This is a genomic window from Blastococcus mobilis, from assembly GCF_900188025.1.
GTDB classification, from domain to species: domain Bacteria; phylum Actinomycetota; class Actinomycetes; order Mycobacteriales; family Geodermatophilaceae; genus Blastococcus_B; species Blastococcus_B mobilis.
The window spans coordinates 39,140-51,533 of the sequence record NZ_FZNO01000001.1 but is presented as its reverse complement, the minus strand read 5'-3'; the positions used below and the strand labels follow the sequence as shown (position 1 = coordinate 51,533).

The 12,394-nt window shown below is 71.6% G+C and carries 12 protein-coding genes; 3 read left to right on the top strand and 9 right to left on the bottom strand.

The annotated features are described in order from the left end of the window. Positions 1 to 58 precede the first annotated feature (58 nt). On the top strand, positions 59 to 1,009 hold the full coding sequence (locus tag CHB94_RS00250) for a proteasome assembly chaperone family protein (protein WP_089334587.1): 951 nt from the start codon (positions 59 to 61) through the stop codon (positions 1,007 to 1,009). Positions 1,010 to 1,066: 57 nt separating this feature from the next. On the opposite strand, the gene CHB94_RS00245 is transcribed toward CHB94_RS00250, so the two are convergent. The 8 genes from CHB94_RS00245 to CHB94_RS00210 form a co-directional block, all read right to left on the bottom strand. Then, entirely contained in the window at positions 1,067 to 2,368 is a 1,302-nt protein-coding gene (locus tag CHB94_RS00245) for an MFS transporter (protein WP_089334586.1), read from the bottom strand. Positions 2,369 to 2,526: 158 nt separating this feature from the next. Next, positions 2,527 to 4,188 carry a catalase gene (locus tag CHB94_RS00240; RefSeq protein WP_089334585.1) on the bottom strand — a complete coding sequence of 554 codons (1,662 nt, stop codon included), beginning with the start codon at positions 4,186 to 4,188 and terminating at the stop codon, positions 2,527 to 2,529. Beyond that, positions 4,185 to 4,658 (bottom strand): Fur family transcriptional regulator, encoded by a 474-nt coding sequence (locus CHB94_RS00235; RefSeq protein ID WP_089334584.1) that lies wholly within the window; start codon positions 4,656 to 4,658, stop codon positions 4,185 to 4,187. The genes CHB94_RS00240 and CHB94_RS00235 overlap by 4 nt, the downstream gene beginning before the upstream one ends. A 102-nt stretch (positions 4,659 to 4,760) precedes the next feature. Further along, complete coding sequence (gene purU, locus CHB94_RS00230; protein WP_089334583.1) at positions 4,761 to 5,642, bottom strand: formyltetrahydrofolate deformylase; 882 nt, start codon at positions 5,640 to 5,642, stop codon at positions 4,761 to 4,763. A gap of 48 nt (positions 5,643 to 5,690) precedes the next feature. Further along, positions 5,691 to 6,614: a non-homologous end-joining DNA ligase gene (ligD, locus tag CHB94_RS00225; protein ID WP_089334582.1), complete on the bottom strand. Its 924-nt coding sequence runs from the start codon at positions 6,612 to 6,614 to the stop codon at positions 5,691 to 5,693. Between the two features lie 58 nt (positions 6,615 to 6,672). Further along, complete coding sequence (ligD, locus tag CHB94_RS00220) at positions 6,673 to 8,154, bottom strand: non-homologous end-joining DNA ligase (protein WP_089334581.1); 1,482 nt, start codon at positions 8,152 to 8,154, stop codon at positions 6,673 to 6,675. A gap of 1 nt (position 8,155) precedes the next feature. Further along, positions 8,156 to 9,166, bottom strand: coding sequence for a non-homologous end joining protein Ku (ku, locus tag CHB94_RS00215; RefSeq protein ID WP_089334580.1), 1,011 nt, complete (start codon positions 9,164 to 9,166; stop codon positions 8,156 to 8,158). 201 nt (positions 9,167 to 9,367) lie between these two features. Next, positions 9,368 to 9,943, bottom strand: a complete 576-nt coding sequence (locus CHB94_RS00210) for a DUF1360 domain-containing protein (protein WP_089334579.1) — start codon at positions 9,941 to 9,943, stop codon at positions 9,368 to 9,370. A 182-nt stretch (positions 9,944 to 10,125) separates the two neighbouring features. On the opposite strand from CHB94_RS00210, the gene CHB94_RS00205 reads away from it, so the two are divergent. After that, positions 10,126 to 10,539: a hypothetical protein gene (locus CHB94_RS00205; protein WP_089334578.1), complete on the top strand. Its 414-nt coding sequence runs from the start codon at positions 10,126 to 10,128 to the stop codon at positions 10,537 to 10,539. A gap of 250 nt (positions 10,540 to 10,789) precedes the next feature. Further along, positions 10,790 to 11,185 (top strand): STAS domain-containing protein, encoded by a 396-nt coding sequence (locus CHB94_RS00200; protein ID WP_089334577.1) that lies wholly within the window; start codon positions 10,790 to 10,792, stop codon positions 11,183 to 11,185. A 186-nt stretch (positions 11,186 to 11,371) separates the two neighbouring features. Here CHB94_RS00200 and CHB94_RS00195 read toward each other — a convergent pair whose 3' ends face one another. Then, positions 11,372 to 12,379, bottom strand: coding sequence for a DNA topoisomerase IB (locus CHB94_RS00195; protein WP_254920298.1), 1,008 nt, complete (start codon positions 12,377 to 12,379; stop codon positions 11,372 to 11,374). Between the last annotated feature and the right edge of the window lie 15 nt (positions 12,380 to 12,394).

Below are 12,394 nucleotides of genomic sequence, written 5' to 3'. Positions count from 1 at the left end.
CGGCTGCACCGGTCGCGGCTGCACCCGGCCGCGACGTACGACATCAGGAGGTCCGACCGTGCCGCAGCTACCGGAGGAGCTCGTCGAGCTGCTCCCGGAGGCCGAGCCCTTCCTCACGCGGGAAGCGGCGGTCGGCGCGCCGGGCGAGCGCACTGGGCTGGTTCTGGTGCACGACCTGGCCGGGGAGTTCGACGCCGCGCACGCCGGCGCCCTGGCCGGTGCGCACCTGCTGGCCGGCCTGCCGCACGAGGTGATCGCACGGTTCGACGCCGACAGCCTCGTCGACTACCGCGCGCACCGGCCCCGGATGAGCTTCAACAGCGACCGGTACGAGTCCTTCGCCGCGCCCGAGATCCTGCTGTACGCCGTGGAGGACGACGCCGGCACGCCGTTCCTGCTGCTCCACGGGGCCGAGCCCGACTACGCGTGGGAGCGGTTCGTCGCCGCTGTCGCTCAGCTCGTGGACCGCCTGGGCGTCACCTCCGTCGTGGCGCTGCAGGCCATCCCGATGCCCGTTCCGCACACCCGCCCGGTCACGGTGACCGCCCACGCGACCCGACGGCAGCTGATCGAGCCCTATCCCGTCTACTGGGGCGAGATGCGCATCCCGGGGAGCGCCTCGGCCCTGCTGGAGCTCCGTCTCGGCGAGGCCGGTGTGGATGCCCTCGGTGTGGCCGCCCACGTGCCGCACTACCTGGCGCAGGCGACCTACCCGGCTGCGTCGCTGACCCTGCTCGAGCACCTCGAGCGATTGACCGGGCTGCACCTGCCGACCGAGACGCTCCGCGAGGCCGCCGAGGCCAACCGGACCGAGATCGACGAGCAGATCGCCCGCTCCCCCGAGAACACCGCCGTCGTGGCGGCCCTCGAGCAGCAGTACGACTCGTTCAGCGCCGCGCGGGAGGGCACCGACCTGCTCTCCGGCGGGGAGGTGCCCAGCGCCGAGGAGATCGGCGCGGAGTTCGAGCGCTTCCTCGCCGACCAGGACCGCAAGCGCCCCCGCGACTGAGGTCCTCCCGAGTGGGCCCCGGAGGGGTCCGCGCAGCGGCTCCGCTCGATTGCGACGTCACCGGTCCCGTCGCCGGGCCAGGCTGAGCGCGAGCGCTCCCAGCGCCCCGACGACGGCGAACAGGTAGAAGCCTCCGGGGAAGGCGTTCCCGGCGGCGAACAGGGCTCCCGTGATGACCGGCCCCACGATCGCGCCGATCCGGCCGGCACCGGCGGACCAGCCCAGCGCCGTGGCGCGCACCTGCGGCGGGTGGTTGGCGCTGACGAAGGCGTAGACCAGCACCTGCGCGCTGAACACGAAGCAGCCGGTCAGGAAGACCATCACGTAGATCCCGGCGATCGGCAGCCGGATCGACAGCAGCGCCAGGAAGACCGCGGCGCCGGCGAACCAGGCCACTCCCGCCGCGCGGGCGCCGATGCGGTCGGCGACGGTTCCGGCGACGAGCAGGCCGACGACCGCCCCCACGTTGAGCACGACGAGGAAGGCCAGTGCCGCGCCGAGCTCGTAGTCGGCCTCCCGCATGATCGTGGGCAGCCAGTTGTTCAGCCCGTACACCAGCAGCAGGCCCATGAACGACGTGACCCCGATGACGACGGTGTTGCGCACGTAGCCGCTGGAGAACAGGGTCCGCACCGTCGCGCCGGCGCCCTCCCCCGCATGCGGAGCGACGGGGGCCTGCGGGCTCTCCAGCTCCAGCCCGTACCGGCGAGCGACCTCCTCGGCCTCGGAGCGGCGCCCGTGGGCCACCAGCCACGACGCCGACTCGGGGAGCTCACGGAGCATCAGGGGCACCAGCACCAGCGCCGGGAGCGCGCCGATCACGAACATCCACCGCCAGCCCAGCTCCGGGATGACCACGATCGCCAGGGCCGCGGTCGTGACGGCCCCGACGTGGTAGCCGGTCATGATCGTCGTGGTGGCCCGGCCGCTGCGCCCGGATCGGGTGAACTCGTTGACCATCGCGATCGCGGTGGGCAGGCAGCCCCCGAGACCGACACCGGCGAGGAACCGAAGGACACCGAACACGGTCTCGTTCGGGGCGAACGCGCACAGCAGCGTGAAGAACGAGAACGAGACCACCGCGCCGATCAGCGCCTTGCGGCGGCCGACCAGGTCGGTGAGCGTGCCGATCGTCAGCGCCCCGATCATCATCCCGACCAGGCCGATGGTGATCACGAAGGTCGTGCCGGCTCCGCTGAGCCCCCACTCCTCCGGCTGCTGCAGGGTGGGAACGACGGTACCGACCACGACCAGGTCGAAGCCGTCGAGCAGGACCGCGATCCAGCACAGGGGCGCGACCCAGCCGGCTGCCCGTGCAGCGGTCGGGGCCGAGGGTCCGGTCACGGGGGTGGAGCTCACGTCGTCTCCCTGGGGTCTGCACTGACCGACGTCCAGACCGTAGGCGACGCCCCGCGGTGCCCCGGCCCGGCCCTCCGGCCGGCGGAAGGCCGCACGAGACAGCGGGCCGCGACCGGAGATCCGGTCGCGGCCCGCCGGCCGTGCTGTGGTGCTGTCGGTCAGCCGACGACCACGTGCTCGTTGGGCACGCAGTGCGTCATCGTCAGCCCGGTGACGTCGCGCGGACCGTTCTTGCCGAGGTCGGCCGCGCGGGCCAGCTCCTCGTCGTTGAGCGTCTGCGTCTGCAGCGGCTCCAGGTCGCGGACGTCGTCCGCGGTGATGCCGAGCCCCTCCCCGACGCGCTGGCCGAGCTCGTCGTCGCACATGAAGAAGTGCCAGACCATCCGCTCCTGGACCTCGCGGACCGCTTCGCCGATGTTGTCGACCAGGTTCTTCACCAGGTCGTCCTTCTCCCACTGCTCCATGAGCTGGTAGCGCTGCCCGGCCTGCGTGTAGTCGTTGGTCCGGGGGATGCGCTTGCGGGTGAGCCGGCCGACGATCTCCGGGCCCTGCTCGTCGTGCGTCGGGTACTGCGCCTCGCGCAGACCGCCGGTGATCGACGGCTCGTAGTTCACGTGCGGGTTCTGGTTCCGGGCCAGGTCCACGCCGTAGGACATCTGCCCGCCGCGCTGGTTGGTGTAGACCGTCGCGTTCTTCGCCGAGTTGATCGGCAGCTGCAGGTAGTTGGGCCCCACCCGGTAGCGCTGGGTGTCGGAGTAGGAGAACGTCCGGCCCACGAGCATCTTGTCGTCGGAGAAGTCCAGCCCGTCGACGAGGACGCCGGTGCCGAACGCGCTCTGCTCGTTCTCGTTGTGGTGGTCGCTGATGTTGCGGTTGAGCGTCATCGTCCCGACGAGCTTGGGCTCGAACTCGTTCTCCGGCCACACCTTGGTGTCGTCCAGCGGGTCGAAGTCCAGCTCGGGGTGCTCGTGGTCGTCCATCATCTGGACGTAGAGGTCCCACTGCGGGTAGTCGCCGCGCTCGATGGCCTCGTAGAGGTCCTTCGAGGCGTGCCCGAGGTCGTTGGCCTGGATGGCGGCGGCGTCCGCGGCGGTGAGGCTCTTGACGCCCTGCCTGGGGAGCCAGTGGTACTTGACCAGCTTGGTCTCGCCCTGAGCGTTCACCCACTTGTAGGTGTTCACGCCGAAGCCCTGCATGTGCCGGTAGTCGGCCGGGATGCCCCGGGGACTGAACAGGTTGACCAGCATGTGCATGGCCTCGGGGGTCTGCGACATGAAGTCGAAGATCCGCGCCGGCTCCTGGCGGAAGGTGATCGGGTCCGGCTTGAGGGAGTGGATGACGTCGGGGAACTTGATGGCGTCGCGGATGAAGAACACCGCGAGGTTGTTGCCGACGATGTCCCAGTTGCCGTCCTCGGTGTAGAACTTCACCGCGAATCCACGGGGGTCACGGGCGGCCTCGGAGGAGTCCCGGCCGCCGATGACGGTGGAGAAGCGGATGGCGAGGTCGGTCTTCTTGCCCGGGGTGTTGAAGAGCTTGGCGCGGGTGTAGCGCTCGATGGGCTCGTCGCCCCACTTCCCGGTCGCCTCGAACTCGCCGTAGGCGACGAAGCCGCGGGCATGCACCACGCGCTCGGGGATGCGCTCGCGGTCGAAGTGGCTGATCTTCTCGAGGAACTGGTAGTTCTCCAGGGTAGCGGGGCCACGGGCGCCCACCGTCCGCTGGTTCTGGTTGTCGTAGACCGGGTGCCCCTGACGGTTGGTCAGGACGGCGCGGTCGGCCTCGCTCGGGGCCGGGCCCTGCGATGCGACGTCGGTCATGAAGATGCTCCTCCTGGGATTTCGTGCTCATCGATCTGCACTGACTCTGGTGCTGCCTCTGCCTGACAGCCGCGGCACAACCCCCAGAACACGACCTCGGCCTCGTCGACGACGAAACCGGAGGTGTCCGAGGGGCTCAGACACGGGGCCGCCCCGACGGCGCAGTCGACATCGGCGACCGCGCCGCAGGAACGGCAGACCAGGTGGTGGTGGTTGTCGCCCACCCGCAGCTCGAAGAGCGCGGGGGAGCCGGCGGGCTCGATCCGGCGGGCGAGCCCCACGGAGACCAGTGCCTCGAGCACCCCGTAGACCGTCTGCGGAGACAGCGTGGGGTGCTGGGCCCGGGCGCCGGTGACGACGGTGTCGGCATCGGCGTGGGGATGCGTGGAGAGGACGTCGAGCACCGACAGCCGGGGCCGGGTGACCCGCAGCCCGACCGCACGGAGCTGGTGTCCCCACGTCGTCTCCATCGGGTGCCACTCAACCCCGTTGTTTTGAACTAGTCAACTTAAGGACCCCCTGCCCCCACCACTCACAGCTCGCGGCGGACCCCTGCAGGGGGCCGAAGATCCTCAGGCGAAGACGATGGTGCGGGGCCCCTCGACGATCACCCGGTCCTCGACGTGCCAGGTGACCGCCTGGGCGAGCACCTGCCGCTCCACGTAGCGGCCCACCCGCCGCATGTCCTCGACGGTGGCGCGGTGGTCGACGCGGGCGACCTCCTGCTCGATGATCGGGCCGGCGTCCAGCTCGGGCGTCACGTAGTGGGCGGTGGCTCCGATGAGCTTCACCCCGCGGTCGTGCGCGGCCTGGTACGGGTTCGCCCCGACGAAGGCCGGCAGGAAGCTGTGGTGGATGTTGATCAACCGCTCGGGGAAGCGGTTGCAGAAGTCCGCCGAGACGATCTGCATGTAGCGGGCCAGCACGACCAGATCGACCTCGCCCACGAGCTCGAGGGCGCGCGCCTCCGCCTCGCCCTTCGTCTCCGGGGTCACCGGCACGTGGTGGAACGGGATGCCCGCCGCCTGGGCCACCGGCTCGAGGTCACGGTGGTTGGAGACGACGCAGGCGATGTCGGCCCGCAGGTCACCCGCTCGCACCCGGTAGATCAGCTCCTGCAGCACATGGTCGGTGCGGCTGACGAAGACGGCGAGGGTCGGCCGATGGCTGGCCTCGGTCAGCCGCCAGACCATCCGCCACTCCCCCGCCAGGACGGTCAGTCGCTTCTCGAGCTCCGCCCGACGCCCGGCCAGCCCGGCGAGGACGAACTCCAGACGCAACGTGAAGATGCCGCCGCTCGGGTCGGAGGAGTGCTGCTGGGAGTCGGTGATGTTCGCACCGAACTCCGTCATCACGCCGCTGAGCGCGTGCACGATCCCCGGCCGGTCAGGGCAGCGGACGACCAGCCGCCCCACATCGGTGAAACGGGGGCCGTTCGGACCGGGCGCGACCATGCGGGGAATCGTTACAGATCGCGATGATCCGCTGGCCAGTGGCTCGGGTCAGACCTCGGGCAAGGGTGCGCTCGTGGCACCCGCTATGTCGAACAGGTCGCCGTACTCCTCGGCCCGCGCCAGCACATCGTCGGTGGTGAACCGCAGCGAGGCCGGGTCGGCGCCCTCCCGGACGGCGTCGACCTCGTCCCAGCCGATGGGCGTGGACACCGTGGCGCCGGCCCGGGCCCGCAGCGAGTACGGGGCGACGGTGGTCTTGGCCGGGTTGTTCTGGCTCCAGTCGATGAGGACCTTGCCCGGCCGCAGCACCTTCTCCATCCGCCAGACGACGTCATCGGGCGTCTCGGCGGAGAGCTCCTGTGCCAGGGCCTTGGCATACCGGCTGGGGTGCTCGCGGTCGGTCGGCGTCTCGATCGGCGCGTAGACCTGCATCCCCTTGGAGCCCGAGGTCTTCACGACCGGGTCCAGCCCGTCGGCCTCGAGCCGGACCCCCAACCGCTCGGCGACGGCGCAGCACTCCGCGATGCCGGTCTCGGGACCGGGATCCAGGTCCAGCACCAGCAGGTCCGGCAGGGCCGGCTGCCCGTCGTCGTCCACCCGCCACTGGGGCACGTGCACCTCCAGCGCGGCCAGGTTCGCCGCCCACGCGAGGTCGGCGACCGACTCCAGGATCACCATGTCGAGGGTCTCCCGGCCGCGGGAGCTGCCGGGGCTGGGGATGGTCACCCGCCGGACCCAGTCGGGAGCGTGCCGGGCGCTGTTCTTCTCGAAGAAGGCCTGCCCCTCGACACCGTCGGGCCAGCGCGTGAACGTCACCGGCCGGCCGGCCACGTGCGGCAGGAGCACCGGCGCGATGCGGACGTAGTAGTCGATGACCTGCGCCTTGGTGAACCCCACCTCGGGGAACAGCACCTTCTCGAGGTTGGACACCTGCAGCGTGCGCCCGTCGATCTCCACCCGCTGGCGCTTCACGGCGTCACCGGCTCGGGGCCGCGGGGTGCTCCGCTGCTCGCTCCATGGCCCTGCCCGCTCACGGCTCGACCACCACGTCGTCGGGCTCCAGGTCGTCGCGGATGCCCTTCCAGGACGGATGCCGCAGCCGCCCCTCCGCCGTCCAGACGGCGTAGGCGACCTCGCCCACCAGGTCGGGTTCGATCCAGTGCGCGTCCCGGGTGACCTCGCGCGGGAGGGTGCCGTGGAACGGCGACGTCGTCCGCGCGGTGAACATGCGCTCCAGGTCCCGCAGCGCCTGGTCGGTGAAGCCGGTGCCGACGTGCCCGGCGTAGATCAGCCGTCCCTCGTCGTCGGGGACGCCGAACAGCAGCGACCCCACTCCCCCGGCCCGCCGGCCCTGGCCGGGTCGCCAGCCGCCGACCACCACCGACTGGGTGCGGACGTTCTTGACCTTGCGCCAGTCGAGGCTCCGCACCCCGGGCCGGTAGGCCGAGCCCAGCCGCTTCGCGACGACGCCCTCCAGTCCGTTCTCCACGCTCGCGGCGTGCACGCCCGCCCCGCTCCCGCGGAACCAGGGCGTGGTCACCCACCGGTGCCCCGTGAGGCCGAGCGCGTCCAGGCGCTCCCTCCGCTCGGCGTAGGTCAGGGCGGTGAGGTCCTCGCCGTCCCACGAGAGCAGGTCGAACACGAGGAAGGTGACCGGCTTGGCAGCGGCCAGCCGCGGCACCTCGGGGCCGGTGCGGTGCATCCGGTTCTGCAGCGCGCCGAAGTCCGGGCGCCCCGCTCCGTCCATGGCGACGATCTCGCCGTCGACCACGGCGTCGTGCCCGGCCAGCGCCGCGGGGAGCTTCGACACCTCCGGATAGCGGACCGTGATGTCGGTGCCCTTGCGCGAGGTCAGGCCGAACACCCCGCGGTGCACGGCGGCGACTGCCCGGACGCCGTCCCACTTGAACTCGTAGCCCCAGTCGGCGTCCTCCGCGGCCGGCGGCAGCTCTCCGGTCGTGGCCAGCATCGGCAGGGGCACCTCCGGCAGCTCGGCAGTCGGCTCGGTGGCACGGGTGGCGTCGAGCTTGCGGATGTTCCAGGTGCCGTCGTCCAGCCGGAAGAGCACGTAGCGCCCGGCGAGGCGCGTGCCGTCGAAGGTGACGGTGATGTGGTCGTCGGCCCACTTCTCCGTGGCGTAGTGGCCGGCGTCCCAGACGGTGACCGACCCGCCGCCGTACTCACCGGCGGTGATCGTCCCGGCGAAGGAGGCGTACTCCGGGGGGTGGTCCTCGGTGGGGACGGCGAGCCGGCCGGGGCCCTGTTCGACCGGCGGCCCCTTCGGCACCGCCCAGCTCTTCAGGACGCCGTCGCGCTCCAGCCGCAGGTCCCAGTGCACCCGCTCCCCCGCCCCTCGGGGGGTGTGGTGCTCCTGGACGACGAAGGTGTCGCCTCGGCCCTCCGGCAGTGCGCTGCCCGCCGGCGGGACCGGCTCCGCGGTCCGCGCCGGGTCGCGCTTGGCGCGGTACTCGGCGAGCGGGTCGGCCGCGCGGCCGCGCGGGCGGGCGGGCACGTCAGGCGCTGCGGCGGGCGCGCTTGGCCGGCGGCTTGTCCGCCGCCTTCTTCGCCGCCGGGGCCTTCTTCTCGGTCGTCGTCTTCGTCGTCGTCTTCGTCGTCGCCGGCTTCTCGGCCGCCGCCTTCTTCGCCGGCGCTGCCTTCTTCGCCGGGGCCGCCTTCTTGGCCGGCGCCCGCTTCGCCGGGGCCTCTGCCGCCGGAGCTTCCTCGGCGGCCGGGTCGTCGTTCGCGGACGCGCCGCCGCGAGCCCTCTCGACGCTGCGGCGCAGGGCGCTCATCAGGTCGACGACCGCGCCGCCGGCATCCTCCACCTCGGGGACCGACTGCACCTCGCCACCGCTCTGCTTGGCCTCGAGCAGGGCGGTCATCGCCTCGCGGTAGCCGTCGGTGAACTCGCTGGGGTCGAACTCGCCGGTCATCGAAGCGATCAGCGCCTCGGCCATCTTCAGCTCCTGCGGCCGGACGCTGATGTCCTTCTCCAGGAAGCCGAAGTCGGGCCGACGGATCTCGTCGGGCCAGCGCATCGTGTGCAGCACCAGGATCCCGTCGCGCACGCGCAGCGCCGCCAGCGACTCCCGCTGCCGGATGGCGATCTTGGTGATCGCGACCTGGCCGGCGTTCTCCAGCGCGTCCCGCAGCAGCACGTAGGGCCGCGCCGCGGGGCCGTCGGGCTCCAGGTAGTAGGTCTTCTCGAAGTGGATCGGGTCGATCTCGTCCTGGTCGACGAACTGCAGCACCTCGATCTCACGCCGCGTGCTGAGCGGGAGCTCCTCGAAATCCTCGTCGGTGAGGATCACGACCTGGCCGTCGGGCAGCTCGTAACCCTTGGCGATGTCGCTGTACTCGACCTCTTCGCCGTCGATGGAGCAGACCCGCTTGTACTTGACCCGTCCGCCGTCGGTCGCGTGGACCTGGTGGAACCGGATGTCCTTGTCCTCGGTCGCCGAGTACAGCTTCACGCCGATGCTGACGAGGCCGAACGACACGGCCCCGCGCCAGATCGATCGCATGCCTGCCCCTTACCCGTTCGGGCTCCGGACCCCGAGCCCCGTGACAACCCGTGATCGGGTCAAGATCGCAGGATAAGGGCGGGTGGGTCCCCGTGGCAGTTCGGACGGTGCGCGCCCTCCCCCGGTCGGAGGACACGCCCACCCGGGGAAGGGACGGCGAACGCGGACCGCGCCACCCCTCGACGGGACGGGCGGAGACCCTCATTCTCCCCCGTCGTCGTCATTCGTGGCGGGCGCCAGCGCACCGTTCTGGATGGCGTCGTACACGAACTGGAGGACGTCGGAACCGGCCACCATCGTCATGGTCAGGGCCGCCAACCGGGTCGCCTTCGGGGCGGTGACGTAACCGAAGACGAACCCGGTGCCCACCCACTGGGCCAGGCAGAACGGGCAGGTGAGCAGCTCGCCGATCGCGTGCTTCATCCCGCCGTGCTCGCGCACCTCCTCGGCGACCTCGGCGTGGCCCGAGGCACCCTCGAAGCGGGTGAAGGGTGCGCGGATGGGACTGGTGACCGGGTCCTTGGCGATCCGGCGGGCCAGCCGGAAGGTGGCGACGGTCAGCAGGGCGGCGTCGCCCAGCGGGATCCGCTCGGGCAGCTCCCGGCCGGAGGCCCGCACGGCCGCCCCGGCCGCCACCACGAGTCCGGCGTAGACGCCCATCGCCCCCAGGTCGCCGGCCAGTGGGCGCGGTTCGCCGTTGGTGTACTCCCGCTTCTGCGTACGGGCCCACCGGCGAACAGGGGCTGCGATCCGCTGGACCTCGTCTGCGATTGCCATGCCGTCGAGCTACCCCCGGCGCGGCAGGTGCATGCCCCGGCCGCCGCGCCGTGGGTCGACCCACACCCGCGCATGGGCCGGCAGGCCACGGGTAGGGCGAACGCAGACGCCGGTCGCCGACCGGCTCCCCGTCCCACTGAGCCCCGGCCGGTGCGGACCCGAGGCACAAGGAGGCCACAGCGATGACGCAGCCCGAGGGCCAGACCGCCCGAGACATCTTCCCCGAGGACGACGGGATCCCCGATGTCTCGCAGGACGACTCGCCCACCCAGGAGCAGGCCGAGGACCCCCAGTTCGCGCCGATGCCGGGCGAGCGGGCGAACGCGACGGTCGACTTCGGGACCACCGCGTTCGAGCAGTCCCAGGGCGAGTCCCTCACCGGACGGCTCGAGCGGGAGGTGCCGGACGACGCGCTCGACATCCGCCCGGCCGAGGATCCCGACCGCGAGGTGGGTCAGCTGGAGCAGGACACCTCGACCTCGCCGGTGAGCGATTCGGGCACCAACCGCACCGCCGACGACATCGAGGCCACGTCCGACGTCTCCGTCGGCGGCGAGGGGCCCGAGGAGGGCGCCATGCACCTCACCGAGGGCTGACCGGCGCACCGGCACACCACCGACCATCCCCGCCCCCCGCTGGGGGGCGGGGTTGGCGCGTCCGCGATCGGTTGTCTACGTTGTAATCACGGTTCAGCAGGCAGCCGCGCCGTGCCGGTGATGGAAACACCGGCACGCGACATGTTCACCACCTGCGGGATCGGGGACGACGAGCCCCCGGACCGCACAGCGGTAGATTGTCCGAGCGGCCACCGCCGCCGGGAAATGCCGCCGAGAGGAGCCACTGTCCGTGACCACTTCCGACCTGCCCGCCGAGGGGCAGCCCGACGTGTCGACCGAGGGCACCGAGGCACCCTTCGACGACGTGATCACGCTCTCGACCTCCACTGAGGATGGCGTGGCCACGGTGACGGTCGTCGGCGAGGTGGACACGTTCACCGCACCGGTGCTCCGTTCGACCCTGGACGGCCAGCTGGAGCAGCAGCCGCGGGAGCTGGTCATCGACCTCTCCGGCGTGCAGTTCCTCGGCTCCGCCGGGCTCGCCGTCCTCGTCGAGACCCAGAAGTCCGCCCGGGCGCGCGAGGTCGCCCTGCGACTCATCGCCACCACCCGCGCCGTCACCCGCCCGCTCGAGGTGACCGGGCTGATCGACCTCTTCACGATCGCCGACAGCACCGCGCGCTGAAGAACGACTCCCTGCCCCCACCCCTGCAGGGGGCCGACGACGAAGGGCTCCGCCGTTTCGGCGGGGCCCTTCGTCGTTGCCTGGAACGGTCGGGCTCCGCGACTCCAGCCCGGTGGTCGCCGCCCCGGCGGCATTTCCCCGGGGTGAAGACGACGAGCCTGGGGTGACGCGTCCGGCGTCGGGACCTCAGGCGGACAGCAACTGGCAGACGGCGGCCTCGAGCACCTTCTGGGTGTCGCGGTCGGCCTCGGCCTCCTCGGCCTCCCGCAGCACGTGGGCCACGGTCTCCCCGTTCTCGAACCTGTCGACCACGCGCGGGTCGACGTAGCTGGCCTTGCACACCGCCGGCGTGTTCCCGAGCTGCTCGCTGACCTGCTTGTAGGCGGCGCTGACCACCTTCTTGCGAGCTGTCCTGCTGGCCGGCGGCGGAACCTCCGCCAGTGCGGCCGCCATGAGGACGGTGGCCGTCCAGGTGCGGAAGTCCTTGGCGGTGATCTCCGCGCCGCTGATCTCCTTCAAGTAGGCGTTGATCTCGCCGCTGGTCACGTCGCGCCATTCGCCGTCCTCGATCTGGTAGGCCAGCAGATCCTCACCGGCGTCGACCGGGCGTTCCAGGAGCTGCCGGACGACCGTGGCCGTCGGCCGGTCGGTGATCTCGACCTCGCGCTCGATGCCGCCCTTGGCGGTGTAGGAGTAGAACGTGCGCTCGCCCCGGACCGAGACGTGGTCGCGCTTGAGCGTGGCCAGCCCGTAGGTCCCGTTCTCCTCCTCGTACTGCTCGCTGCCGACGCGGAAGGCTCCCAGGTCGAGCAGCCGGATGGCGGTGGCCAGCACGCGGTCGCGGTTCAGGCCGCGGGTGCGCAGTCCCGCCTGGACGGCGTCCCGCACGTCCGGGAGCTGCTGGGCGATCTCGAGGACGCGCTCGTGCTTCTCCGCGTCGCGCCGCGCCCGCCATTCGTCGTGATAGCGGTACTGCCGGCGACCCGCGGCGTCCACACCGGTGGCCTGGATGTGCCCGTTGGGCCAGGGGCAGATCCAGACGTCCTTCCACGCCGGCGGAATGGCCAGCGCCCGGATGCGGTCCAGCCGGTCGTCCCGGATGAGGACGCCCTCGGTGTCGTAGTAGGCGAAGCCGCGCCCGGCCCTGCGGCGCCGATAGCCGGGGCCGTTCACGTCGCTGCGCCGAAGTCTCACGTCGGGGGAATGTGC

Coding starts and splice junctions, on each gene's coding strand:
- CHB94_RS00235 (WP_089334584.1), bottom strand. CDS start 4,658: ATGGAGACGACGTGGGGACACCAGCTCCGTGCGGTCGGGCTGCGGGTC.
- CHB94_RS00210 (WP_089334579.1), bottom strand. CDS start 9,943: ATGGCAATCGCAGACGAGGTCCAGCGGATCGCAGCCCCTGTTCGCCGG.
- CHB94_RS00205 (WP_089334578.1), top strand. CDS start 10,126: ATGACGCAGCCCGAGGGCCAGACCGCCCGAGACATCTTCCCCGAGGAC.
- CHB94_RS00240 (WP_089334585.1), bottom strand. CDS start 4,188: ATGACCGACGTCGCATCGCAGGGCCCGGCCCCGAGCGAGGCCGACCGC.
- purU (WP_089334583.1), bottom strand. CDS start 5,642: ATGGTCGCGCCCGGTCCGAACGGCCCCCGTTTCACCGATGTGGGGCGG.
- ku (WP_089334580.1), bottom strand. CDS start 9,166: ATGCGATCGATCTGGCGCGGGGCCGTGTCGTTCGGCCTCGTCAGCATC.